Source organism: Isoptericola dokdonensis DS-3 (genome assembly GCF_001636295.1).
Classification (GTDB): Bacteria; Actinomycetota; Actinomycetes; order Actinomycetales; family Cellulomonadaceae; genus Isoptericola; species Isoptericola dokdonensis.
The window spans coordinates 822,597-847,118 of record NZ_CP014209.1 but is presented as its reverse complement, the minus strand read 5'-3'; the positions used below and the strand labels follow the sequence as shown (position 1 = coordinate 847,118).

The 24,522-nt window shown below is 74.2% G+C and carries 22 protein-coding genes and 1 tRNA gene; 12 read left to right on the top strand and 11 right to left on the bottom strand.

Annotated elements, in window-relative coordinates; translation table 11 throughout:
• Positions 1–70: 70 nt before the first annotated feature.
• Positions 71–928, bottom strand: a complete 858-nt coding sequence (locus tag I598_RS04035) for a serine protein kinase RIO (RefSeq protein WP_232314257.1) — start codon at positions 926–928, stop codon at positions 71–73.
• A gap of 272 nt (positions 929–1,200) precedes the next feature.
• On the opposite strand from I598_RS04035, the gene I598_RS04030 reads away from it, so the two are divergent.
• A complete protein-coding gene (locus I598_RS04030) occupies positions 1,201–2,022 on the top strand; it encodes an MBL fold metallo-hydrolase (RefSeq protein ID WP_068201492.1) in 822 nt (273 codons plus the stop codon).
• Between the two features lie 22 nt (positions 2,023–2,044).
• On the opposite strand, the gene I598_RS04025 is transcribed toward I598_RS04030, so the two are convergent.
• From I598_RS04025 to I598_RS04010, 4 genes are all read right to left on the bottom strand, one after another.
• Positions 2,045–2,869 (bottom strand): metal-dependent hydrolase, encoded by an 825-nt coding sequence (locus I598_RS04025; RefSeq protein ID WP_068201485.1) that lies wholly within the window; start codon positions 2,867–2,869, stop codon positions 2,045–2,047.
• A gap of 64 nt (positions 2,870–2,933) precedes the next feature.
• Positions 2,934–3,410, bottom strand: a complete 477-nt coding sequence (locus tag I598_RS04020) for a pyrophosphohydrolase domain-containing protein (RefSeq protein WP_068201483.1) — start codon at positions 3,408–3,410, stop codon at positions 2,934–2,936.
• A gap of 73 nt (positions 3,411–3,483) precedes the next feature.
• On the bottom strand, positions 3,484–4,530 hold the full coding sequence (locus tag I598_RS04015; protein ID WP_068201480.1) for a glucose 1-dehydrogenase: 1,047 nt from the start codon (positions 4,528–4,530) through the stop codon (positions 3,484–3,486).
• A 10-nt stretch (positions 4,531–4,540) separates the two neighbouring features.
• On the bottom strand, positions 4,541–6,388 hold the full coding sequence (locus I598_RS04010) for a glycoside hydrolase family 15 protein (RefSeq protein ID WP_068201479.1): 1,848 nt from the start codon (positions 6,386–6,388) through the stop codon (positions 4,541–4,543).
• 125 nt (positions 6,389–6,513) lie between these two features.
• On the opposite strand from I598_RS04010, the gene I598_RS04005 reads away from it, so the two are divergent.
• A tRNA-Leu gene (locus I598_RS04005) sits at positions 6,514–6,598 on the top strand.
• Between the two features lie 126 nt (positions 6,599–6,724).
• Here the strand turns inward: I598_RS04005 and I598_RS04000 are convergent.
• Positions 6,725–7,009: a DUF5615 family PIN-like protein gene (locus tag I598_RS04000; protein ID WP_068201478.1), complete on the bottom strand. Its 285-nt coding sequence runs from the start codon at positions 7,007–7,009 to the stop codon at positions 6,725–6,727.
• Positions 7,010–7,057: 48 nt separating this feature from the next.
• Entirely contained in the window at positions 7,058–7,282 is a 225-nt protein-coding gene (locus I598_RS03995; RefSeq protein WP_068201474.1) for a DUF433 domain-containing protein, read from the bottom strand.
• Between the two features lie 223 nt (positions 7,283–7,505).
• On the opposite strand from I598_RS03995, the gene I598_RS03990 reads away from it, so the two are divergent.
• Positions 7,506–7,976 carry a GNAT family N-acetyltransferase gene (locus I598_RS03990; RefSeq protein WP_232314256.1) on the top strand — a complete coding sequence of 157 codons (471 nt, stop codon included), beginning with the start codon at positions 7,506–7,508 and terminating at the stop codon, positions 7,974–7,976.
• On the opposite strand, the gene I598_RS03985 is transcribed toward I598_RS03990, so the two are convergent.
• From I598_RS03985 to yidD, 3 genes are all read right to left on the bottom strand, one after another.
• Positions 7,960–8,733, bottom strand: a complete 774-nt coding sequence (locus I598_RS03985; protein WP_068201470.1) for a hypothetical protein — start codon at positions 8,731–8,733, stop codon at positions 7,960–7,962. The genes I598_RS03990 and I598_RS03985 overlap by 17 nt on opposite strands.
• 106 nt (positions 8,734–8,839) lie before the next feature.
• Complete coding sequence (helR, locus tag I598_RS03980; protein ID WP_068201461.1) at positions 8,840–11,116, bottom strand: RNA polymerase recycling motor ATPase HelR; 2,277 nt, start codon at positions 11,114–11,116, stop codon at positions 8,840–8,842.
• Positions 11,117–11,307: 191 nt separating this feature from the next.
• Complete coding sequence (gene yidD, locus I598_RS03975) at positions 11,308–11,595, bottom strand: membrane protein insertion efficiency factor YidD (RefSeq protein ID WP_083972853.1); 288 nt, start codon at positions 11,593–11,595, stop codon at positions 11,308–11,310.
• Between the two features lie 16 nt (positions 11,596–11,611).
• Here yidD and I598_RS03970 point away from each other — a divergent pair, with 16 nt between their 5' ends.
• The 7 genes from I598_RS03970 (at position 11,612) to I598_RS03940 (ending at position 19,417) form a co-directional block, all read left to right on the top strand.
• Entirely contained in the window at positions 11,612–12,382 is a 771-nt protein-coding gene (locus tag I598_RS03970; protein ID WP_068201459.1) for an SDR family NAD(P)-dependent oxidoreductase, read from the top strand.
• A 67-nt stretch (positions 12,383–12,449) separates the two neighbouring features.
• Positions 12,450–13,631, top strand: coding sequence for an AI-2E family transporter (locus I598_RS03965; protein ID WP_232314255.1), 1,182 nt, complete (start codon positions 12,450–12,452; stop codon positions 13,629–13,631).
• 31 nt (positions 13,632–13,662) lie between these two features.
• The gene (locus I598_RS03960) at positions 13,663–14,268 is read left to right on the top strand and encodes a GNAT family N-acetyltransferase (protein WP_068201457.1); all 606 of its coding nucleotides are present in this window, start codon (positions 13,663–13,665) and stop codon (positions 14,266–14,268) included.
• 127 nt (positions 14,269–14,395) lie between these two features.
• Positions 14,396–15,751, top strand: coding sequence for a flavin-containing monooxygenase (locus I598_RS03955; protein ID WP_068201455.1), 1,356 nt, complete (start codon positions 14,396–14,398; stop codon positions 15,749–15,751).
• The gene (locus tag I598_RS03950; protein WP_068201454.1) at positions 15,748–16,665 is read left to right on the top strand and encodes a bile acid:sodium symporter family protein; all 918 of its coding nucleotides are present in this window, start codon (positions 15,748–15,750) and stop codon (positions 16,663–16,665) included. The genes I598_RS03955 and I598_RS03950 overlap by 4 nt, the downstream gene beginning before the upstream one ends.
• On the top strand, positions 16,662–17,600 hold the full coding sequence (locus I598_RS03945; protein WP_068201453.1) for an NAD-dependent epimerase/dehydratase family protein: 939 nt from the start codon (positions 16,662–16,664) through the stop codon (positions 17,598–17,600). The genes I598_RS03950 and I598_RS03945 overlap by 4 nt, the downstream gene beginning before the upstream one ends.
• A gap of 221 nt (positions 17,601–17,821) precedes the next feature.
• Positions 17,822–19,417, top strand: coding sequence for an ABC-F family ATP-binding cassette domain-containing protein (locus tag I598_RS03940; RefSeq protein WP_068201452.1), 1,596 nt, complete (start codon positions 17,822–17,824; stop codon positions 19,415–19,417).
• A 66-nt stretch (positions 19,418–19,483) separates the two neighbouring features.
• Here the strand turns inward: I598_RS03940 and I598_RS03935 are convergent, their stop codons facing one another.
• Complete coding sequence (locus tag I598_RS03935; protein ID WP_068201451.1) at positions 19,484–20,899, bottom strand: lytic polysaccharide monooxygenase; 1,416 nt, start codon at positions 20,897–20,899, stop codon at positions 19,484–19,486.
• Positions 20,900–21,068: 169 nt separating this feature from the next.
• On the opposite strand from I598_RS03935, the gene I598_RS03930 reads away from it, so the two are divergent.
• Both I598_RS03930 and I598_RS03925 read left to right on the top strand, forming a co-directional pair.
• On the top strand, positions 21,069–23,159 hold the full coding sequence (locus I598_RS03930) for a M3 family metallopeptidase (RefSeq protein ID WP_068201450.1): 2,091 nt from the start codon (positions 21,069–21,071) through the stop codon (positions 23,157–23,159).
• Entirely contained in the window at positions 23,156–24,505 is a 1,350-nt protein-coding gene (locus tag I598_RS03925) for a M20/M25/M40 family metallo-hydrolase (protein ID WP_232314254.1), read from the top strand. The genes I598_RS03930 and I598_RS03925 overlap by 4 nt, the downstream gene beginning before the upstream one ends.
• The last annotated feature ends 17 nt before the right edge of the window (positions 24,506–24,522 follow it).

Sequence of the window (24,522 nt, the reverse complement as noted above, 5' to 3'; positions counted from 1 at the left end):
GGCCGCCGACGTCGGCGCTGCGGTTCCTCGCAGCTCGCGTCGTCGATGCCGGAGGAAGCGCCGCGCGGTGTCACCAGGCCTGGGCGAACACCTCCGCGAACAGGGCGTCGACGTCGACCTCCAGCCCGCGCGCAGAGAACCAGGCGCCGATGTTCCGGCAGTCGCGGTGCAGCAGCTCGCCGCCGAACGGGTTCGCCACGAGGTCGACGACCTGCGGCAGGTCGATGACGACGAGCCGCTCACCGTCGGCGAGCACGTTGTACGGCGACAGGTCGCCGTGCGCCCAGCCGAGCCGCGCCAGGACGCCCATCGCGGTGCGGAGCTGCTCGTACCAGTCGGCGAGGAGGTCGGGCTCCGGGCGGCACTGGGCGAGGCGCGGCGCAGCCACGGCGGCACCCGAGTCGTCGATGTGACCGACGAACTCCAGCAGCAGCTCGGTGCCGTCGATCTGCACCGGGTACGGGACCGGCGCTCCCGCCTCCCACAGGGCGCACAGCGTCGCGAACTCGGCGTCCGCCCACTGCGTCGCCCGCACGGCACGGCCCCAGGCCGACGAGCGGTCCTGGGCGGCGCGCTGGTCACGGCTGCGGCGCTCGCGCCGCCCCTCGGTGTAGGTGCCGGCGCGATGGAACTGGCGGTGCTCGGTGTCGCGGTACCGCTTGGCGGCGAGCAGCACCGAGCGGTCCGGGTCGTCGGGCACGGCGCGCTCCACGAGGAAGACGTCGGCCTCCTTGCCGGTCTTGAGGACGCCGAGCTCGGTGTCGAGCGCGGCGGCAGCGGTCACGACCCAGTCGGGGTGGGGCTGCGGTCCGCGCTGACCCTTGGCGATGCTCGGCCAGGTCGACCACCGCTGGTCGGGGTCGGGTTCGACGGCGTCCGTGCCGGTGTCGAGGGTGAGGATCTGACGGTCGGGGGTGTGCTGAGGCACGATCGGGCTCCAAGGCAGGGGGAGGAGCCGCGTCGGCTCCTCAGAGGAGGGGGGTCGTCGCCCGTCCCGTGGGGAGGGCGTGCGTGACGAAGACGTCCATCTCGTCGCCCTCCTTCCTTGCGCCGACGCGCCCGGTGCGCGTCTCCGGGGTCGATCCTGCGCCCGCGCCCGGACCGCGGTCCAGCGAATTACGGCCGAGCCCTGCGCGGGCCGGACCTGCGCGCCGTCGGAGGGGGACCGCCGACGTGCCGCGCGCCGGATACCGTGCCCCCATGAGGCTCGAGGCCGTCGCCGACGGCGTGCTGGTCGCGGTGAGCCGCCGGCTCGCGACCACCACGACGCTCGTCCTGGGCGGCCCGGGTCCGACCGGGCGGTGCGGCCTGCTGGTCGACCCGGCGTGGGAGCCCGACGAGCTGGAGGGCCTCGCGCGCGAGGTCCGGCACCTCGGCGCCGCCGTCGTCGCGGGGTTCGCGACGCACGCCCACCACGACCACCTGCTCTGGCATCCCGCGCTGGGTGACGTGCCGCGCTGGGCGACGGCGACGACGGCGGCGACGGCCGGGCGGGAGCGGCGACGTCTGCTCGCCGAGGCGCGGCTCGACGCCGAGCGGTACGGCGGGGCGGACCATCCGCCCGCGGTGCTCGCCCAGCTGGGGCGGGTGCGAGGGCTCGCGCCCGGAGCAGATCGCCTCCCCGACGGCGCGGGTGCGCTGCCCGACGTCGAGGTGGTCGAGCACGGCGCCCACGCGCCCGGTCACGCCGCGCTGTGGCTGCCGGGCGCGCGCGTGCTGCTCGCGGGCGACCTGCTGAGCGACGTCGAGGTGCCGCTGCCGTTCGACGAGATCAGCGGTCGCGGCGACCTGGCGGGGTACCGGGCCGGGCTGGACAGGATCGCCCCGTACGTGGCCCGAGCCGCGGTGCTGGTGCCGGGGCACGGCGTGCCCACGCGGAGGCCGTCCGCACGAATCGATGCCGACCTGCGCTACCTCGACGCCGTCGGGGCCGGGCGCCCGCCGGACGACCCGCGACTGGCCGACCCGGCCGTCGCGGCGGAGCACGCCCGCACGGTGGCGCGGGTGCGGGCGGACGGGTGACGTCGGTCGGGTCGGGGTGCGGTCAGCCGACGGCGCCGGCGACGAGGGCGGTCGCGCTCTCCCACACGCCGAGGGTGTCGAAGCCCATCTGGTCGAGCATCGCCCAGGCGACACCCACCAGGGCGTAGATGCTCACCGGGGTCATGAGCACCCACTCGCGCCACGACCCGGCGTCGCCGAGGATCGGCAGCGACAGGTTGCCCTTCGGGCTCCACATGTCGTCGAACGGCAGCCAGCGGTGCCGACGGACCCAGCGCGGCGAGCGGAACCGCAGCGGCCAGAGCAGCGGCACCCCCCGCGTGGTGAGGAAGTCGCCGAGGATGTGCACGGCGCAGCCGAGGCCGACGCAGAACGGCATCCAGTACCACTCCTCGGGCGCGAAGACCGCGACGAACGCGGCGAGCGCGATCGACAGGCTCCACGTCCACCAGCGCTGCTGCCCGGTCAGCTTGAGGGCACGCACCGCGAACGCGATGAGCAGCACGGCCATGATGCCGGGGCCGACGAGGACGTCGCCGAACGTCTCGGTGTGGAACGACAGCTTGCCGACCAGCCAGGCGATGGCTGTGAACGCGGCGATGCCGAGGATCGAGTGGGTGCCGTTGCGGTGCCCGCCCGACAGTCCGGACACGAGCTTGGTGATCGCCTCGGACACCGGGGGCAGCGAGTGCGAGATGGTGCCGTTGTGGTGGTCGGCGTCCGGCAGGAGGGCGGCGCCCGCGCAGACCAGCGCGCCGGTCATCACCCCCACCTCGGACACCGGGTACCAGCCGAACGCGATCGGGGTCGTGGAGGTGACCGCCACCCAGGCGGCCGCCCCGGAGGCGGCGTGGTGCCCACCCATCATGGCGCGTGTGCTCCTTCGTCCGGTCTGCGACCCGGTGACCGATTGGTCCGGGTCGCGGAGCACGCTACACGCCGCCGCCGACGCCCCGCGCCGTCGCCCGCGCCAGCACCCCGGCGACGTCGGGCGGCCGCCAGCCGGACGGCTTGAGGATCTTGCCGTCCGCCCGGCGCAGGGCGGTGCCGTCGGGGCCGAGCTTCGCCAGGTTCGACGCGTGGACCTCGGCGAACACCTCGTCGCCGGGGATGCCGCACTCGAGCTCGAGGCCGTGCAGCACGTAGCGCAGGTCGACGGTCGCGTCGGCCGTCGCGACGAGGTCCGCACCGTCGGTGGGGGAGCCCGCGACGTCCTCGACGGCCCGTTCGACGACGGCGCGCGCGACGGGCCCGAGGATCGCCCCGGTGAGCTCGGCGAACTCCTCGGCCACCAGGCGGTACCGCATGCGCAGCCGGTCGTCGGGCAGCGTCAGGTCCGGCGGACCGTCGCCGACCGGCACGTCGAACGCCGTGTGGAACTCCCGGACCAGCTCACGTTCGTCGACCATGCGCACACTGTCGCACCCGCGCAGCGTCTCGGTGCGGGCCTCCGCGGCGCGTGTCGCCGCCCGGCGGCGGGGATCAGAGGTCGATGACGACCTTCACGTCGTCCGGCCGGGCCTCGAACGCCTCGGTCGCACGTTCCAGGGGCACCCGGCGGGTGATCAGCCGCCCGAGCCAGTCGGCGTCGGCGGCGGCGAGGACGTCGGCGCCCGCGCGGTAGTGGGACATGTTGGCGTTGACGGACCCCACGACGACGTCGTTCTCCAGCACCAGGGAGCGGTTCGTGGCCCCGGCATCGATCGGGACGTGCCGCCCGGCCGACGACACCCCGGTCAGCACGGTGATGCCGTACGGCCTGGTCGAGGTCAAGGAGTCGACCACGACAGAGGGGGCGCCCGTGCACTCGATGATGATCCCCGCTCCCACGTGGTCGGCCACCGCCGGCAGGGGGCCGGTGTGGTACGTCGCCCCGAGGTCGCGCACCAGGGTCGGCTTGGGTCCGGCGGTGACGCGGTCGAGCACGTGGACGTCGAGTCCGCGCTGCACCCCGATGAGCGCCGCCAGCAGGCCGATGGGCCCGGCGCCGGTGACGACGACCGTCCGCGGGTCGAACCAGGCGCGCGCGCCGATCCTGTCGACCTGGTCCCACGCCTTGGCGACCACCGTGGTGGGCTCCAGCAGCACGCCGACCTCCGCGAGCGACGGGTCGAGACGCACGGCATGGTCGGGCTCGATCGTCCACCGTTGCGAGGCGAAGCCGTCGACCTCCTTGATGCCGTGCTCGGTGAACAGCCCGTTGCGGCACATGTCCCACTCGCCGTGGGCGCACGCGCCGCAGGGCACGGGGTCCGGGCGGCGGACGACCCCGACGACCAGGTCACCGGGGGAGTAGCCGGAGCCGGCGGGCGCCTCGCGCACCCGACCGAGGGACTCGTGCCCGATGATCAGGCGTTCGTGCCCGGGCGGCGCGGCACCGTACTCGCCGGCGGCGATCTCCTTGTCCGTCCCGCACACGCCGACGGCGATCCCGTCGACGAGCAGAAGGTCGGTGCTCGCGGAGCGGTCCTTGACGTCCGTGACGGCCAGCGAGCCGGCCTGCCCGGGGACGACGGTCAGTGCACGCACGATGTCCTCCTCACTGGCCGGGATGCTCGTGCATCCCGGCGGTGTCGGTGCCCGGGCCCCGGATGCCGGACAGGATGCGGGCGGAGTTGACCAGGCCCACGTGGCTGAAGGCCTGCGGGACGTTGCCGAGCTGCCGACCGGTGCGCACGTCGTACTCCTCGGCGAGCAGCCCGAGATCGTTGCGCAAGGACAGCAGCCGGTCGAAGAGGGCGCGTGCCTCGGCGTCGCGGCCGATGCCGTGCAGGGCGTCGACGAGCCAGAAGCTGCAGACCAGGAAGGTGCCCTCGTCCCCGGGGAGTCCGTCGACCCGGTCGTCGGCGTGCGTGTGGTAGCGCAGCAGGAGGCCGTCGTGGCTCAGCTCGCGCTGCACGGCGTCGACCGTGCCCACCACCCGGTGGTCGTCCCACGGGAGGAACCCGACGCGGGGCAGGAGCAGCAGCGAGGCGTCGAGCCCCTCGGAGCCGTAGAACTGGGTGAAGGTGTTGCGCTCGGCGTCGTAGCCGCGGGTCAGGACGTCGGTGCGGATCTCGTCGCGCAGCGCGCGCCACCGGTCCACCGGCCCGTCGAGGCCGAACCGCTCGACGCCGCGGACCATCGCGCTCACGCCGGCCCACGCCATCACCCGGGAGTGGACGAAAGGTCGACGAGGCCCGCGCACCTCCCACAGGCCGTTGTCGTCGTCGTCCCAGTGGCCCTCGAGGAAGTCCAGCAGCGACTTCTGCAGGTTCCAGGTGTCGACGTCCTCGGCGAGCTCGTCGGACCGGGCCAGGTGCAGCGCGACGAGGGTCTCGCCCCACACGTCGAGCTGGAGCTGGGAGGCCGCGCCGTTGCCGATCCGCACCGGCGCGCTGCCCTCGTAGCCGGGCAGCCAGTCCAGCGTCGACTCGGGCAGACGACGTCGGCCGTCGAGCCCGTACATGATGCGCAGCTGCGTGGGGTCGCCGGCCACGGCACGCAGCAGCCACTCCCGCCACGCCTTCGCCTCGTCCGTGTGCCCGGTGCCGAGCAGGGCGAGCAGGGTGAACGAGGCGTCCCGCAACCAGCAGTACCGGTAGTCCCAGTTCCGCACGCCGCCGATCGTCTCGGGCAGCGACGTCGTCGCCGCGGCGGCGATGCCCCCGGTCGGCGCGTACGTGAGCGACTTGAGCGTGACGAGTGAACGACGCACCGCGTCGGGCCACTCGCCGCGGTAGCGGGTCCGCCCTACCCAGTCCTCCCAGTGGTCGACCGTCGCGGCCAGCGCGCGCTCCGGGTCCACGGGTTCCGGCTCGGGCTCGTGCGAGCGATGATGGGTGAGGACGAACGCCACCCGGTCGCCGGCGGACACCTCGAAGCGCGAGTGCACGGCGCCGTCCTCGACGGACACCTCCTGCGGGACAGGCGTGGACAGGCTCAGCGCGTCCGGGCCGGCGACCGCGCCGACGGTGCCGTGCAGGTGGCTGCCGAGCAGGGTGTCACCGCGGTCCGTCAGCCAGGGGCGAACGTGCCCGTAGTCGAAACGGGGGACCATCTCGGACCGCATGGCCACCCGCCCGGAGACGCCCTCGACGATCCGGACGAGGTCCGGTGTGCGGCCCCGCGGCGGCATCAGATCGATGATGCGGACGTGACCCTCGGGCGTGTCCCACTCGGACTCGAGCACGAGCGTCTCACCGCGGTAGCGGCGGCGGGTGCACGGGCCGCCCTGCGCCGGAGCGATCCGCCAGAAGCCGTGCCGCTCGTCACCCAGCAGGGCGGCGAAGCAGGCGGGATCGTCGATGTCGGGCAGGCACAGCCATTCGACGGACCCGTCGCGCCCCACCAGCGCCACGGTCCGCAGGTCGCCGACGATCCCGTAGTCCTCGATGCGCTGCCTCATCGCGCCTCACGCTAGGTCGTGACCGTGACCTGCGCCACCGCCCATCGGTTTGGAGTTCGCCACCCCTGGCGTGCTATGTTTTTCCAGCACCGAGCGAGGCAGCAACGCCTCGCCACGGTCCACCTGTCCGGGTGGCGGAATGGCAGACGCGCTAGCTTGAGGTGCTAGTGCCCTTTATCGGGCGTGGGGGTTCAAGTCCCCCTCCGGACACTCGTGGAGACAGCGACGACGAAGGCCTCCCGGGTCCACAACCGGGAGGCTTTCTGTTGTTCCCGGGACTGCTGCACGTAGAGGTGACGTTGATGATGGAGGCGTCCGCGTCGTCCGAGCGTCGAGTCAGCGCAGTTCGATGAAATTGTTGCCGGTCTCGACCATCTCAACCACCTGTCCGAGCAATGGCTGGAACCACTCGAGGAGTCCGCGTCGTGTGGTGTTCCCGATCCGAACCCAGACGATGACTGGCGCCGGGCTACGGACCGCGGTCATGTCGGCGAAGTCTTCGTCCTTCGTGACGATCACGGCCTGGTTGTCCAGCGCGTATCGCCACAGGTCGCCGTCGGATGCGTCGGCCGGGCCGACATCGATGACGTGCTCGGCCTGATGGCCTTGTTCGATCAGCATCCGCGCGAGCGCAGGGGGAAGTTGTGCGTCGATGAGGACCGCACGACGCTACGAGGCGATCAGGACGGCGTGGTCAGCCTGAGCCGCTGCGTACTCAAGGCACGCCTTGATGTCGTCTGCAGTCAGGTACGGATAGTTCTGGAGAATCTCTGATTCGGCCGCGCCGGCGGCGAGCAGCGAGAGCACGTCGGTCACGCGCATGCGGGTGCCCCGCACGCGCGGGCGCCCGTGGACGACCTCCGGATCGATGACGATGCGCTCCAGCCGAGACATCGCCCTCAAACTGGGGTTCGTCCTCGGCCGTCATGGGGAATCGCGGGGAACTTCATCGATGAGTGACCTCGATGTGGCAAGGGTCCGCATCGTCCGGGCGTGTGGACCCGTGGGCGCTGTTTCCGTCGGGAACAGCGAAGGACCAGCCAGCGCCCCGTGAGAGCCGTCGGCGACCGCGTGTGCCTAGGTCAACCACCATCGGGCACGCTGCTAGCCTCCGGGCGTGCCTGATCCCGCCGCGACCACCGTGCCTGTCTCGTTCCGTGCGGCGACCCGCGACGACCTGCCCCGCGTGGTGGAGCTCATCGCCGACGACCCGGTGGCCGCGGCCCGCACGGGTGCGTTCGGGCCCGCGCACGTCGCCGCGTTCGAGGCGATCGAGGCCAGCCCGAACGACGAGCTCGTCGTCGCCGCCCTCGACGGCGAGGTCGTCGGGTGCATGCAGCTGACGTTCGTCCCGGGGATCTCTCGCCAGGGCGCGACGCGGCTGCTCGTGGAGGCGGTCCGGGTGGACGCGCGGCTCCGTGGCCGGGGCGTGGGCCGTGCGCTCATGGAGCACGCGCACGCCCGGGGACGTGCGCGGGGCTGCGCGCTCGCACAGCTCACCTCCGACAAGGAACGGCCGGACGCCCACCGCTTCTACCGCTCGCTCGGGTACGCACCGTCGCACGAGGGCTTCAAGCTGTCCCTGTGACGTCACGCTGCGCGACGAGCGCGGCGAGCGCCGCGCGGGTCTTCGTCTCCTGCGGGGCGCCCAGGTCGATGCCGCGGGAGGCGAGGAACACCTTGGTCTCGGCGGCGGCGTGGAAGGCCCCGGCGGGTGTGGTCTTGGTCGAGAGCTCGAGGATGCGGGTCCCGTCGGGCAGGAACCACAGCTCGGCGACCATGCGGCGCTGCTGCCCCTCGGGGGCGAACCGGGCCTTGAGCAGGGTGAGGGGTCCGAGGACGACGAGGTCGTCGAGCCCGGTGCCGGCGGGGAGCCGTTCCTCCAGCAGGGAGCGCTGGTCCCGGTCGAGGATCTTCGACAGCGTGCCGAAGTCGTCGAGCAGCGCCCGGACCCTGCGGTCGCTCACCTCGGTGGTCAGGGAGCAGGAGCAGGTGAACCCGGCGGGGGAGGCGTCGAGCTCGACCTTGAAGCCGGGTCGGCGGCGCAGGTGCTCGGGTGCCTCGGTCGGCAGCAGCGGGCGCAGCTTGACGGTGACGTCGCCGGCCTTGGCCTGGGTGCGGCGGGCCCGCACGACGACTCCGGCGGCGGCGAGCCGCAGGTCGAGGGTGTCGACGAACGCGACCTGCCGGATCTGCGCGTCGAGCACGTCGATCCCGAGGGCGGCGACGACGCGCCGGTGCTCGGCGTCGGGGACCGTCAGCTTGAGCTCGACGGCGTCGACGTCGGGCAGCATCCCGAGCACCTGCGCGAGCTGGTCGGCGTCGTACGCGGGCATCGTCGTCATCGCGTCACCTCCGGACGGGCCGTCCTCCGGGGCGGGGCGACCTGGTTCGATGGTGCGCGCGGACGCCCCCGCTCACCCGCCGGGAAGCGGGTGAACGGCACCGACCTCAGGTGAGCACGACGAGCTCGGCGGTGGCACGGGTCATGGCGACGTACCGGTCGACGGCGCCGGTGACGCCGTCGCCCCACGACGCGGGGTCGATCAGGACGACGAGGTCGAACTCGAGGCCCTTGGTCAGCTCGGGGGTGAGGCGGTGCACGCGTGGCCGGTCCGGCGCGGTGCCGGGGTCCGCCGCGACGACGCACACCGTGCCGTCCGCGTGGTCGTCGAGCCAGGCGTCGACGACGTGCTCGAGGTCGCGGGCGGACCCGTGGCGGACGGCGGTGCCGGTGCTGCGCACGGACGTGGGCACGTTGGCGTCGGGGATCGCCGCGCGGACGACGGGCCCGGCGACGGCCATGATCTCGGCAGGGGTGCGGTAGCTGATCGTCAGGGTGGCCTGGGCGACGTCCCGCACCCCGACGCGTGCCAGCCGCTGCGCCCAGGTCTCGGTGAAACCGTGACGGGCCTGCGCCCGGTCGCCGACGACGGTGAGGCTGCCGGACGGACAGCGGGCGAGGATCGTGCGCCACTGCGCGTCGGTGAGCTCCTGCGCCTCGTCGACGACGACGTGCGAGAACGGCCCCGCCCAGGCGTCGGCGGCGGTCCCCGCGACGACGGCGGGCTCGTCGAGCGCGGTGCGCAGGTCCTGCCCGCGCAGCATGGACATGACCCCGAGGTCGGAGTCGTCGGTGGCGAGCAGGTGCTCGACGACGTCGTCCATGCGGGCACGTTCGGCGGCGCGCTCGGCCTCGTGGCGCCGGCGCTCGCGCACGGCGCGAGGGTCCCCGACGCGCCGGCGTGCGGCGTCCAGGAGCGGCAGGTCGGCCGTCGTCCAGGCGTGCGGGTCGTCCCGCCGGAGCAGGTCCGCCTCCTCCGCGGTGAGCCACGGCGCGCACCGGCGCAGGTACGCGGGCACGGTCCACAGGTCGCCGACGACGTCCGCCGGGTCGAGCAGGGGCCAGGCGCGGTCGAGGGCGCGGACGAGCTCGGCGCTGCCCTCCAGGGCGCGGCGCAGTCCCGTCGTCGGGTCCTCGCCGGCCAGGCCGTAGGCGTCGAACTGGTCGTCGTCACCGTCGGACCCGCGTTCGGCGCCGTCGTCCCGCTCCTGGTCGCGACCCCAGCCCTCGTCGTCGAACGCCGACGCCCGCCCGCCGTCGAGGGCGTCGGTCGCCTGGTCGACCAGCAGGTCGAGCAGCGCGGACCAGATCTCGTCCCGGGCGTCGTCGTGGGGTGTGCCCGGGTCGGGGGCGGCGAAGGCCTCGGCCCAGTCCCGCGGCGTCACCACGACGTCCGCCCACGGCGTCTCGACGAGCAGGGTGCTGGTCGGTGGGTTCTCGTGCAGCGCGACGGCGGGGTCGAGGGCGTCGACCATGCGGGCGTCACCCTTGAGCGCCGCGACCCGTGGGTCGGGCTCGGGTCGCGCCGTCGCACCCTCGGGCACCAGGTCGGTGGGCGTGCCCAGCCGTACCCCGTCCTCCCCGAGGCTCGGCAGGACGTCCGCGACGTAGGCGAGGTAGCCGTCGTGCGGCCCGACGACGAGCACGCCGCCGTGCCGGCCCCCGACGGCCGGGTCGGCGTGCAGCAGGTACGCGGCCCGGTGCAGGGCCACGACCGTCTTGCCCGTGCCGGGGCCGCCGTCCACGACGAGCGCGCCGCGCGCGGGCGCCCGCACGACGGCGTCCTGGTCCGCGGCGAGGGTGCCCAGCACGTCCCGCATCTGCTCCGTCCGGCTGGTGGCGAGGCTGCCGAAGAACGCCGAGTCGTCGTCGGGGGCCAGACCGGTGGTGTCGCCGTCGAGGGTCAGCACCTCGTCCCAGTAGTCGACGACCCGGCGGTCCGCCCAGCGGTACCGGCGGCGGCTCGACAGACCGCGCGGGTCGGCGTGCGTGGCGCGGAAGAACGGCTCGGCGGCCGCCGAGCGCCAGTCGACGAGCAGGGTGCGCCCGTCCGCGGCGGTCAGGCCGAGGCGCCCCACGTACACGGGGTCGCCGCCGTCGGCCGGGACCATGCGGCCCAGGCAGAGGTCGACGCCGTACCGCTCCAGCAGCCGCAGCCGGCCGGACAGCCGGTGCACCTCCTGGTCACGGTCGAACGCGGCCTGTCCGCGCCCCGCCGGCAGTCGGCGGGCGGCGTCGAGACGGTCGCGGACGTCGTCCGCCGTCGCGGCCAGGTGCGTGGCGATCGCGGTGAGGTGCTTCTCGTCGGCCGCGACGAGCGCGGGGTCGGCCTGGGCTGCCCGGGCGGCGGGCAGGGCGAACAGGGGCAGGGTCTGCGGGGGCATCGGGCTCCGTCCTCGGGACTGCGGACCGAGGCTGCGGGGCAGGTCGTGCAGCCGGTCCGAAGACTCGATGGTGCGCCCCCAGGGGGGCCTTGCGGCAAGACCCCCCGTGCGCTATACCTTGAGAAAGGCAGGGAGTGGTCTCCCTGCCTTTCGTGCGTCCGGGGCCGGCGCGCGCATCGCGGCCACGGCGCTCAGGCCGGACGCACGACCAACGGGTCGGCGGTCCCGGGCGCGACGTCCCGGTCGCAGCGGCGGACCCGGCCGAGCGCGAGCCGGGACCCCCGCCACAGCCCGAACGTGCGGACCGCCGCGAGCCCGTAGGCGCTGCACGTCGGGACGTACCGGCACCGGGCGGCGGTCCGCGACGAGACCAGACCCTGGTAGGCGCGGATCGCGAGCGCACCGAGGTGCCGCGGCAGCGACCACCACCGCAACGGACGAGCCCGGTCCCGGGCGTCGTCCCACCCCACCCCGCCCACGGCCTACGCTCCCGTCATGAGCTACGTCGAGGACCTGTTCTCCCTGGCCGGGCGCACGGCCGTCGTCACCGGAGGCAGCTCCGGCATCGGCCGGGGCATCGCCACCGCGCTGGCCCGGGCGGGTGCCGCCGTCGTGCTCGTCGCCCGGGGCCGCCCGGCCCTGGAGGACACCGCGCGCGAGCTGACCGGCCTCGGCTGCCGCGTCGCCGTCGTGGTCGGCGACCTGTCCACCCGCGTCGGTGCGCAGCAGGCCGCCGACGACGCGGCCGCCCCGTTCGGCGAGCCGGACGTCGTGGTCTCCAGCGCCGGGATCAACCTGCGCCCGCCGATGGCGAGCATCGACGCGGACGTGTGGGACGCCACCATGGCCGTCAACCTGGAGGCGCCGTTCTGGTTCGGGCAGCGGTTCGGGCCCGGCATGGCCGAGCGCGGGTACGGTCGCCTGATCCACGTCAGCTCCCAGCAGGCGCACCGCGCGTTCGTCACCAGCGGCGTCTACGGCGTGTCCAAGGGCGGGCTCGAGTCCCTCGCGCGCTCGCAGGCCGAGGCGTGGTCCGCCCACGGCGTCACCGCCAACACCCTGGTGCCCGGGTTCGTGCTCACCCCCCTCAACCAGCGCCTCCAGGACGATCCGGTGCGCGTCGCGGCGCTCGCGGACCGCACGCTGGTGGGCCGCAACGGTGTGCCGGCCGACTTCGCGGGGGCCGCGGTGTTCCTCGCCGGGGCGGCGTCCGGATACGTCACCGGGCAGTCGATCCACGTCGACGGCGGGTTCTCCGTGCACTGAGCCGGTGGTGGGCACACACTGGCACCACCGGGCGGAGGGAGCGAGGGTGACGAGCGAGGACGGGCGCGTGACGAGGGAGAACGTCCCGCAGTGGCTGCGCACGTCCGCGGGCTGGTCGTGGCGGCTGGTGGCGCTCGTCGTCGGGCTCTCGCTCGTGGTGTACGCCACGGCACAGGTGCAGCTCGTGTTCGTCGCGGTGTTCCTCGCGCTCGTGCTGACGTCCGTGTTCCGACCGCTCGCGAACGTCTACGACCGGGTCATGCCCCGGCCGCTGGCCACCGTGCTGTCCCTGCTGACCGGCTTCGTCGTGTTCGGCGGGCTCATGACGTTCGTGGTGGCGTCGGTGGCCGGGCAGTGGACGGAGCTGGCCGGGCAGTTCGACACCGGCCTGCAGCAGATCCTCGACTTCCTGCAGCACCTGCCCTTCGGCCTGTCCGTCACGGGTGACCAGCTCGACGAGTGGTTCCAGGCGGCCGGGCAGTGGCTGTCCGACAACGCCGACACGCTCGCCTCCCGGGCCGCGGAGAGCGCGGGATCCGTCTTCGAGGCGCTGATGGTCATCGCGCTCGCGATCTTCTGCACGATCTTCTTCGTCAACTCCGGCGGCCGGATGTGGGACTGGTTCGTCCACCAGCTTCCGGCGCGCAACCGGCGCCGGCTCCGGGAGGCGGCGGGCGCCGGCTGGTACACGTTCTCCGGCTTCGCCCGCGGGACCGTCATCATCGCGTTCATCGACGGCATCCTCGCGTTCGTGCTGCTGAGCATCCTGGGCGTGCCGCTCGCGGCGCCGCTCGCGGTGCTCGTGCTCATCGGCGCGTTCATCCCGCTCATCGGTGCACCGCTGGCGATGATCATCGCCGCGGTCGTGGCGCTCGCCGCCGAGGGGATCGTCACGGCCCTCATCGTCACCGTCGGGATCGCCCTCATCGGCCAGCTCGAGGGGCACGTGCTGCAGCCCCTCATCATGGGCAAGCAGGTGTCGCTGCACCCGGTCGTCGTGGCGATCGCCGTGTTCGGCGGGACGGTGCTGTCCGGGATCCTCGGGGCGGTCGTGGCGGTGCCGCTCGTGGCGGTGGTGTGGACGGTCTTCTCGACGTTGCGGGGGGACCCGCCGGTCCCGCTGCTCCGCGCCCACGACAGCTCCGCCTCGCCGGACGACGACGCCGCGGGCGACGCCGGTGCGGCCGCGGAGCAGGAGCCCGCCGGGGACGACGCGCCCGCCGCGGGGGACGCACCGCAAAGGACCTGACGGACCACGGACCGCCTGGCAGGATCCGCCCATGGAGCCGTTCGTCCTGCGCAGCAGCGCCGTCACCCTGTCCGTCCCCACCGGCGCCGACGTCGAGCGCATCGCCGCCGTCTGCGTCGACCCGGAGATCGCCGCGTGGACGGTCGTCCCGTCCCCCTACTCCGTCGAGGACGCCACGGGCTTCGTCTCCGGGTTCGTGCCCGCCGGGTGGGAGCAGGAACGCGACTTCACGTGGGCCGTGCGGGCCCCGGGGTCGGTCGACGGCGCAGTGCTCGGGATGGTCGGCGTGTCCTGCGGCGGCGAGCCGGGGGAGCAGCGGCGCGGCGAGCTGGGCTACTGGACGGCGCCCGACGCCCGCGGTCGCGGTCTCACGACCGCGGCGGCCCGGCTGGTCGTCGACTGGGCGCTCGACCCCGAAGGCCTGGGCCTGACCCGGCTGCAGTGGCAGGCGTTCACGGGCAACTGGGCGTCGCGTCGCGTCGCCTGGAAGCTCGGCTTCCGGTTCGAGGGCACGCTGCGTCGCTACGGCGCGCAGCGCGGCACGCTGCGCGACTCGTGGATGGCGTCGCTGCTGCCCGACGACCCGCGGCAGCCGGCCGAGCCGTGGCCGGACGAGGCGCCCACCGCCGCCGCCTGACCGCGCCCGCCCCGGCCTCGGCGGACCCCCTTCCCTGGTGGACGCCGCCCCGCCCGGGGCACCCTGCGCGGGGCCGTACACTCGTGCGGCCCGCGCTCGGCGGGCGGTGAGCAAGGAGCACGAGGCGATGACGCTGCAACGACACGTCGCCGTGATCGGGGCGGGTCCGTCCGGTCTGGCGACGATGCGGGCGCTGGACCGTGAGGGTCTGGCCTGGACGGGGTACGAGGCCCACGACGACGTCGGCGGCCTGTGGGACATCGACAACCCGCGGTCCACCGTCTACGAGTCGGCGCACCTCATCTCGTCGCGCACGACGACGCAGTTCGCCGAGCTGGCGATGGACTCCGACGTCGACTACCCGAGCCACCGCGAGCTGCTGCGCTACTTCCGCACCTTCGCCGACACCTTCGACCTGCGCCGCCACGTCCGGTTCGCCACGCGGGTGGCGGCCGTCGAGCCGGTCGACGGCGACGCGAGCGGGGCGTCCGGCTGGGACGTGCACGCCGCCGGCCCCGCCGGCCCCGGCGTCGCCCGTTACAGCCACGTCGTCGTCGCCAACGGCACCCTGGCCGAGCCGAACGTCCCCGCCCTGCCCGGGGACTTCGACGGCGAGGTCCTGCACTCCAGCGCCTACAAGAGCGCGGAGGTCTTCGCCGGCAAGCGGGTCCTGGTGGTCGGGGGCGGCAACTCGGGCTGCGACATCGCGGTCGACGCCGTGCACCGCGCCGCGTCCGTCGACCTGTCCGTGCGACGCGGGTACTGGTTCGTGCCCCGCTACCTCCTGGGCCGCCCCACCGACACCCTCAACCAGGGCCGCCCGCTGCCCGCCCGGATCAAGCAGGCCGTGGACTCCCGGCTCCTCACCCTGCTCAATGGCGACCCGCGGCGGTTCGGGTTCCCCGCGCCCGACCACAAGATCTACGAGTCGCACCCCGTCGTGAACTCCCTGGTGCTGCAGCACGCAGGCCAGGGCGACCTGCGCGTCCGCCCCGACCTGGCGGGCGTCGAGGGCCGCACCGTCCGCTTCGCCGACGGTACGGCAGGTGACTACGACCTGATCCTGCTCGCCACCGGCTACCGCCTCGACTACCCGTTCGTCGACCCCGCGCACCTCGCGTGGGGCGGCCCCGGGTCGGGCACGTCGCCGCGGCTGTTCTGCAACGTCGTGCCGCCGTCGGCCAACGGGCTGTTCGTCGTCGGGATGCTGGAGGCGTCCGGCATCGGGTGGCAGGGCCGGGCCGAGCAGGCCGAGCTGGTCGCCCGCTTCCTCGCGGCGGACGCCGCCGGGGTGGACGGCGACGCCGCGGCCGCCGCCCGCGCCGCGCGGTTCCGGGCGCGCCTCGCCGAGCCCTGGCCGGATCTCACCGGCGGATACCGCTACCTCGGGCTGGAACGCATGAGCTACTACGTCAACAAGGACGCCTACCGGCGCACCGTGCGCCGCCTCGCGGCCGACCTCGCACCGCAGGGGGCGGCGTGAACATCGACGACGCCGCCGTCGCGTTCTCCGACGGCAACCTCGTGGTCCTGTCCGTCGTGCTGGGGCTCATCATGCTCGGGATCGCGCTGGACACCGCGCCGTCCGACTTCGCCGTCGTGCGCCGCGCCCCCAAGGCGATGGTCCTCGCGCTCGGCGCGCAGCTCCTGCTGCTGCCCGCCGTCACCCTCGGCCTCACGCTCGCGCTCGACCTGCAGGCGTCGATCGCGCTCGGCCTGATCCTCGTCGCCTGCTGCCCGCCGGGGAACGTCTCCCAGGTGCTCACCTACCGGGCGGGCGGCAACGTCGCGCTGTCCGTGTCGTTCACGGCGGTCGCCAACGCCGTCTACGTGTTCACGATGCCGCTGTCCATCGCGTTCTGGGGCGGCCTGCACCCCACGGCCCGCGACATCCTCGCCGAGGTCAGCCTCGACCCGGCCAAGATGTTCACCGAGATCGCCCTGGTCATCGGCGTGCCCTTCGCCGTCGGCCTCACCGTGCGCGCCCGCTGGCCGCGGGTGGCCGCGCGGCTGCAGAAGCCGGTGCGCTGGTTCAGCCTCGTCGCGCTCGTCGGGTTGATCGTGGCGGCGCTCGCGGGCAACTACCAGATCTTCGTCACGTACATCTCGATGGTGCTGCTGGCGGTGTTCTGCCACGAGGTCGTCGCGCTCGGCACCGGGTACCTCACGGGACGCCTCGGCGGCCTCGGGCCGCGCGAGGTCAAGGCCATGACCTTCGAGACGGGCATCCGCAACGCCGGTCTCGGCCTCGGGCTCGTCTTCACGTTCTTCGACGGCATCGGCGGCATGGCCGTGGTCGCCGGATGGTGGGGGATCTGGGACATCCTGGCGGGGCTCGCGCTCGCCACCGTCTGGGCCCGCCGCACCCGGTCCCGCACCTCGGAGGTGGTCGCATGAGCACGGTCCTGGTCACCGGCGGGTCCGGGTTCCTCGGCTCGCACGCGGTCGCCGCGCTCGCGGCCCGGTCCGACGTCACGACGGTCGTGTCGGCCGACGTCCGGCCCCCCGCCGCCCTGCCCGACGGCGTCACCGCCGTGACGCTCGACGTCACCGACGCGGACGCGGTGCGGCAGGCGGTCGCCGAGCACGGCGTCGACGTGGTCGTGCACCTCGCGGCGATCGTCAACCCGGGCACGCTCGACGAGGCCACCGAGCGTCGCGTGGACGTCGACGGCACCCGGAACGTGCTGGACGCCTGCGTGGCCGCGGGGGTACGACGGGTCGTCGTCTCCTCCTCCGGGGCGGCGTACGGCTACCACGCCGACAACCCGGTGCCGCTGCGGGAGTCCGACGTGCTGCGGGGCAACGACGAGTTCACGTACTCGCGCCACAAGCGCCTCGTCGAGGAGATGCTGGCGCGCTACCGCGACGCGCACCCCGGCCTGGGACAGGTGGTGCTGCGCATCGGCACGATCCTGGGGCCGGGCGTGTCGAACCAGATCACGGCGCTGTGGGACGCCCCGCGGCTCCTGCGCGTGCGGGGGAGCGACAGCCCGTTCGTCTTCGCCTGGGTGGACGACGTGACCGGCGCGATCGTCGCCGGTGCGACCGGTACGGCCACGGGCGCGTTCAACGTCTGCGGCGACGGGCGGATGACGGTGGCGGACATCGCCCGACGCCTCGGGAAGAAGACTCTCGACGTCCCGGCGCCGGTGCTGGCCGGTGCGCTGCGGGTGGGGCGGACGCTGCGGCTGACCGTGCACGGGCCCGAACGCGTCGGGTTCCTGCGGTACCGACCGGTGCTGGACAACGCCCGCCTGGCCGAGGTCCTCGGCTACGTGCCGCGGTTCACCAGCGCCGAGGCCTTCGACGAGTGGCTGCGCGTCCGGTGACGTTCTTCATATCCGTTGCGCGACCACCGCGACGGGTGCGATGGTGGACGGCGTCCCCGCGGGCAGGCCGCAGGTGAGAGGGGACGGGCGAAGGGATCTCGAGGTGACGGGCACGACGGTCGGTCCGACCCCGCGCTGACGCCTGCCCACCCGCACCCGGACCGGTGCATCCCTGGTGGACTGACGCCGTCGGCGCACCCGACCCGTCCTCGAGGAGCACCGTGCCCTCCCACCTCCCCACCCCTGCCGCGGTCGTCCTGCGCGACCTCACCTTCTCCTGGCCCGACGGCGGCACCCCGATCAGCGGAGTGTCCGGCACGTTCGGCACCGGCCGGACCGGTCTCGTCGGTGACAACGGCACCGGCAAGTCCACGCTGCTGCGCCTCGTCGCGGGGCACCTGACACCCACCGCGGGCGTCGTCTCGGTCGCCGGCGAGGTCGCCTACGTCCCGCAGCGCCTCACCCTCGACACGGACGCCACGGTGGCCGACCTGCTCGGCGTGCGGGCCCCGCTCGACGCCGTGCGCGCGATCACCGACGGCGACGTCCGGCCCGAGCTCTTCGACGTCGTCGGCGACGACTGGGACGTCGAGGAGCGTGCCGTCGCCGCGCTCGCTGCGATCGGCCTGCCCAGCTCGCCCGGCGTCCTCGACCGCACCGTCGGCACGCTGTCCGGCGGCGAGGCCGTCCTGGCGGCGGTGACCGGCGTGCGCCTCGGCCGCGCCGACGTCGCCCTGCTCGACGAGCCGACGAACAACCTCGACGGCGCGGCCAGGGAACGGCTCGGCGAGCTCGTGCGCACCTGGCGCGGTGCGCTGGTCGTGGTGTCCCACGACCGCGAGCTGCTGGAACGGATGGACGCCACCGCCGAGCTGCGCGCCGGGTCGCTGTCGACCTACGGCGGCCCCTACTCGGCGTACGAGGAGCGGCTGGCCGTCGAGCAGGACGCCGCCCAGAGGGCCGTCCGCGACGCCGAGCAGACGTGGCGCCGCGAACGCCGCGAGCGGATCAAGGCCGCCGAACGGATCGCGCACTCCGAACGGCAGGGACGGACGGACACCGCGAACCGCAAGTACGTCAAGGCGGTGGTGAACGACCGCCGCAACGCGGCGGAGAAGTCTCAGGGGAACCGGCGGGGTGCGGCGCTCGCCGCGGAGCAGTCGGCGCGCGACGCGGTGGAGCAGGCGCAGCGGACGGTGCGCGACGACGCCCGGATCGTCGTCGACCTGCCCGACCCGCAGGTCCCGGCGGGCCGTCGGATCGCCGTGCTGCGGGGCGCGGGCGGACGGGACGTCGTGCTGGCGGGGCCGCAGCGCGTGGCGCTGACCGGGCCGAACGGCGTCGGCAAGACGACGCTCCTGGAGAGGCTCGTCGACGGGCCGTCGGCGGCGGGCGAGCTCTGCACGGACCGCGTCGGGTACCTGCCGCAGCGCCTCGACGACCTCGACGACGACGCGACGGTGCTCGACGCGGTGCGCTCGGGCGCCCCCGAGGCCACGCCGGGGGAGCTGCGGGGACGGCTGGCGCGGTTCCTCGTGCGCGGCGACCAGGTGGACCGGCCCGTGTCGACGCTGTCCGGCGGGGAGCGGTTCCGGGTGCACCTGGCCCGGCTGCTGCTCGCCGACCCGCCTGCGCAGCTCCTCGTGCTGGACGAGCCGACGAACAACCTCGACCTGGCGGGCGCGGACCGGTTGGTCGAGGCGCTCGTGGGCTACCGCGGCGCGCTGCTCGTCGTCAGCCACGACCGGTCGTTCCTGGACCGGGCCGGGATCGACACGCGGCTGGAGGTGACGGCCGACGGCGTGGTGGCGGGCTGACGCGGCGGGCGCCGGCGAGAGTGCTCCCCGCCGGCGCCCGCCGCGTCGTGCGCCGGCCGGGCCGGGTCAGTCGCAGGCCACCCCGGCGAGCGTGAAGCCCGTGGGGTCCGGGTGGTTCGTCGCGGACGTCGCCGTGCCGTTGAACCCGAACGTCACCGACGCCCCCGGGGCGATCGAGGAGGCCCACGCCGGATGGGTCGCGGTGACCCGGGTGCCGGACTGCGCCACGGTGGCGTTCCAGCCCGGCGCGTCGACCTCCTGACCGCCCGGGTAGTCGAAGGTGACCACCCAGCCCGTGACCGCGGCGTCGGAGGTGTTCGTCACGGTCACCGACCCGGTGTACCCGGGATGGTTGCCCCAGTGGGACGCGGTGTAGTCCGCGGTGCACGCCCCGACCGGGTCCTCGGTCGGGGTGGGCGTCGGGGTGGGTTCCGGCTCACCGTCGTCGGCCTCGGTCGTGAACGTCAGGACCGCCGTCGGCGCCGACGTCGTGTCGGTGTTGTCGTTGCGCGAGCGCACGACCACGGAGTGCTCGGTACCGGGGTCGAGGCCGGTGAGGTCCACCATGGGTGACCCGTGCGTGGAGGCCAGCACCTCGCCGGTGGCGGCGTCGAGCACGTCGTAGCCGGTGACGCAGCCGGCCTCCGCGGCACCCCACATCACGTGCGCGCCCGTCTGCGTGATGCTCGAGGCCATGGCCGCCCCGGGTGCCCCGGGCGCCGCGTCGGGGCAGCCCTCCGGATCGTCCGTGGGGGTCGGCGTCGGGGTCGGGCCCGGGACGTCGCCGTCCAGGCCGGTGACCTCGCCGTCGCCGCCGTCGAAGGCGACGTCGGAGCAGGAGTAGAAGTTCTCGTTGCTGTCCGAGCGCACCCAGTGCGTGAAGACGACGTGCCGACCCGTGCGGTCGGACGGCAGGGTGACGTCCCAGTAGTAGTAGTTCAGCCCGCCGGGGCCGCCCGTCGCGGGCGGGTCGGTGACGGTGTCGATCTTCTCCAGGTCGTCCCAGCCGAGCGGGGCGGTCGGGTCGAAGCCCTCCTTGGTGACGTACACGTCGAACCGGCCCGGGTGCGCCGCCCAGTTGTTGTGCTGGAACTGGTAGGTGTCGCCGGCGGTGACGTGGGTCGTCGGCCAGTCGGTCCGCGGGGCGTTGTACGGCTCGAAGTCGTAGGGGCCGTTGCCGCCGCCGTCGCAGATCCGCCCGTCGGGGATGTACCCGGCCGTGCGGCCCGCACCGTTCGAGTCGAGGTTGCCGAACCAGTTGTACAGCGGTGTCTTGCCGCTGGCGGCGACGGCGTCGACGCAGGCGGGGTTGGACGGCTGGATGTCGCCGCCCGCGGAGGTGCCGTCGACCCAGCAGAAGTACTGCCTGCTGCCGGGGAAGACCTGGGCGCCGTGCGCCTCGGCCGGGGGTGGCGCCGTCGCCACCACGAGGCCAGCTGCGCCCAGGGCCACCACGGCGGCCAGGGCTGCGAGTCGTCGCATGTCGAACTCCTTCGTTCTCACCGGACGGGACCAGTCCACGTTGCCGCACCGTGCCCGCGCTGCCGACGGCGCTAAACGTTTCGCACCGCGCGCGGGCCCGGGGCCACGCACCCGGCGGGCCGACCCCCGCGGTTCGACCTCCCTGCGGGCGACGGTGTTGGATGACGCCATGGCCCTTGCTGCGGAGAACCCGCTCGCCCGCCCGTCCGACCTGCCCTACGAGCTCCCCGACTTCCGGGTGCTCCGGGTCGAGCACCTGGAGCCCGCGCTGCTGGAGGGGCTCGCCGAGCAGCGCGCGGAGATCGACGCGATCGCCACCGACACCGCACCCGCCACGGTCGAGAACACCCTCGACGCGCTGGAGCGCTCGGGCCGCCTGCTGCACCGCGCGGCGCAGGTGCTGTTCAACCTCGTCGGCGCCCACGCCACCCCCGACGTGGAGGACGTCCACGAGCGCGTCGCGCCCCTGCTGGCCGCCCACCACGACGCGATCTACCAGGACGCGCGCCTGCACGCCCGGCTCGCCTCCCTGGCCGCGCGGGTCGAGGCCGGCGAGGTCGCCCTCGACCCCGACCAGGCGTGGCTCCTGCGCACCTGGCGCAAGGACCTGCGCCGCGCCGGTATCGACCTCGCCCCGGTCGAGCAGGAGCGTCTGCGCGAGCTCAACGCGCGCCTGTCCGAGCTGTCGGCCCTCTTCTCCCGTCGCCTGCTCGCGGGGGAGAAGGCGTCCGCCGTCCTCGTCACCGAGCGCGCCGAGCTCGCCGGGCTCTCCGACGACGAGGTCGCCGCCGCCGCGCAGGCCGCCGCCGAGGCCGGCCACCCCGGCGGGTGGCTGATCGTGCTGCAGCTCCCCACCCGTCAGGACGTCGTCGGGGCGCTCGCCGACCCGGCCGTGCGCGAGCGCGTGCAGCAGGCCAGCGAGACCCGCGGCACGCACGGCGACGACCACGACACCCGGGCCACCCTGCTGGAGATCGCCCGGCTGCGCGCCGAGCGCGCCCGCCTGCTCGGCCACCCGCACCATGCCTCCTACGTCGCCGAGGACGCCACCGCGGGCAGCGCCGACGCCGTCGCGCAGATGCTCGCCCGCCTCGCCCCGCCGGCCGTGGCGAACGCCCGCGCCGAGGGCGCCGAGCTCGCCGCGCACCTGCACCGCACCGACCCGGGCGCGGAGCTGCGCGCCGCCGACTGGGCGCACCTCGCCGGGCAGGTCAAGGGGGAGCGGTACGCCCTCGACGACGCCGAGCTGCGCCCCTACCTGGAGCTGGAGCGCGTCGTGCAGCACGGCGTCCTCGAGGCCGCCCGTCGCCTGTACGGGCTCTCCTTCGTCGAGCGCGACGACCTGGTCGGCTACCACCCCGACGTGCGCGTCTACGAGGTGTTCGACGCCACCGAGCCCGGCGAGCCGGACACCGGGCTCGGCCTGTTCCTCGCCGACTGGTACACCCGCCCCACCAAGCGCGGTGGCGCCTGGATGAACACCCTCGTCGACCAGAACCACCTGTTCGGGCAGCGGCCCGTCGTGCTCAACAACCTCAACGTCGTCAAGCCGGAGGCCGGGCGACCCACCCTGCTCTCCTGGGACCAGGTCATCACCCTGTTCCACGAGTTCGGGCACGCGCTGCACGGCCTGCTGTCCGACGTGCGCTACCCGTCGCAGTCCGGCACCGGCGTGCCGCGCGACTTCGTCGAGTTCCCCTCCCAGGTCAACGAGATGTGGGCGTGGGAGCCCGAGATCCTGCGGTCGTACGCCGTGCACCACGTGACCGGCGAGCCGATGCCCGCGGCCTGGGTCGACACCCTGCTCGCCGCCCGCGCCGACGGCGAGGGGTTCGCCACCACCGAGTACCTCGGCGCCGCGCTGCTCGACCAGGCCTGGCACCGGCTCGGCCCCGACGAGGTGCCCACCGACCCCGCCGACGTCGCCACCTTCGAGGCCACCGCTCTCGCAGAGGCCGGGCTCGACTACGCGCCGGTGCCGCCGCGCTACCGCACCGCGTACTTCAACCACGTGTGGGGCTCCGGCTACGCCGCCGCCTACTACAGCTACATCTGGTCGGAGGTGCTCGACGCCGACACTGTCGAGTGGTACCGCGAGAACGGCGGCCTCACGCGTGCCAACGGCGACGCGTTCCGGCGCCTGCTGCTCGCCCGCGGCGGGTCGCAGGACCCGCTCGACTCCTTCCGCGACCTGCGCGGCCGGGACGCCGCGATCGACCCGCTCCTGGCCCGCCGCGGCCTGGGTACGGTGGACGCGTGAGCATCGACCCCGCCCCGCGCACCGAGCAGCACCCCACCGCCGAGGACGAGGTGGTCGGGCTCTGCCAGGACCTCCTGCGGATCGACACCTCGAACTTCGGCGACGGCTCCGGGCCGGGTGAGCGCCAGGCCGCCGAGCTCGTCGCCGAGCTCCTCGCCGAGGTCGGTCTCGAGCCCCGGGTCTTCGAGGCCGCCCCGGGTCGCACCTCGGTCGTGGCGCGCTGGGAGGGCACCGACCCGTCGCGCGGCGCGCTCGTGCTGCACGGCCACACCGACGTCGTGCCCGCGCAGGCCTCGGACTGGACGGTCGACCCGTTCGCCGGCGAGGAGCGCGACGGCCTGCTGTGGGGCCGGGGCGCCGTCGACATGAAGGACATGGACGCGATGATCCTCGCGGTCGTGCGCCAGATGGTCCGTGAGGGCCGGCGTCCCGCGCGGGACGTCGTCATCGGCATGTTCGCCGACGAGGAGGCCGGGGGAGTGCTGGGCGCCCGCTGGCTCGTGGACCACCACCCCGAGCTGTTCGAGGGTGCCACCGAGGCGATCAGCGAGGTCGGCGGGTTCTCCGTCGAGGTCGGCGGACGCCGCGCCTACCTCGTCCAGACGGCGGAGAAGGGCCTGGCCTGGCTGCGGCTCGTCGCGGACGGCCGGGCCGGGCACGGCTCGCAGGTCAACACCGAGAACGCCGTGACCGAGCTCGCCGCCGCCGTGGCGCGCATCGGCCGGCACGCCTGGCCGTACACGCTCACCCCGACGGTCGAGCGCCTGCTGCGCGGTGTCGCCGACCTCACCGGCCTCCCGTTCGACCCCGAGGGCGGCGCCGACCGCGCGCAGGTCGACGCGCTCGTCGCGGCGCTCGGCCCGGCCGCGAAGTTCGTGGGGGCCACCGTGCGGCACACGGCGAACCCCACCCAGCTCGACGCCGGGTACAAGGTGAACGTCATCCCGGGCTCGGCGTCCGCGACGATCGACATGCGGACCCTGCCGGGCCACGAGGCGGAGGCCGCCGCGGCGCTGCGCGAGCTCGCGGGTCCCGGCGTCCGCGTCGAGACGATCCACGCCGACCAGGCGCTCGAGGTGCCCTTCACCGGCGGCCTGGTCGACGCGATGGTCGACGCCCTGCACGCCGAGGACCCGGGTGCCGCCGTGCTGCCCTACACCCTCTCCGGCGGGACGGACAACAAGTCCCTCGCGCGGCTCGGCATCACCGGGTACGGGTTCGCCCCGCTGCGGCTGCCCGCCGACCTCGACTTCGCCGGGATGTTCCACGGCGTCGACGAGCGGGTGCCCACCGACGCGCTGCGGTTCGGCACCCGGGTCCTGGACAGGCTGCTCACGACCTGCTGACGCCGCCGGTGCCGGCC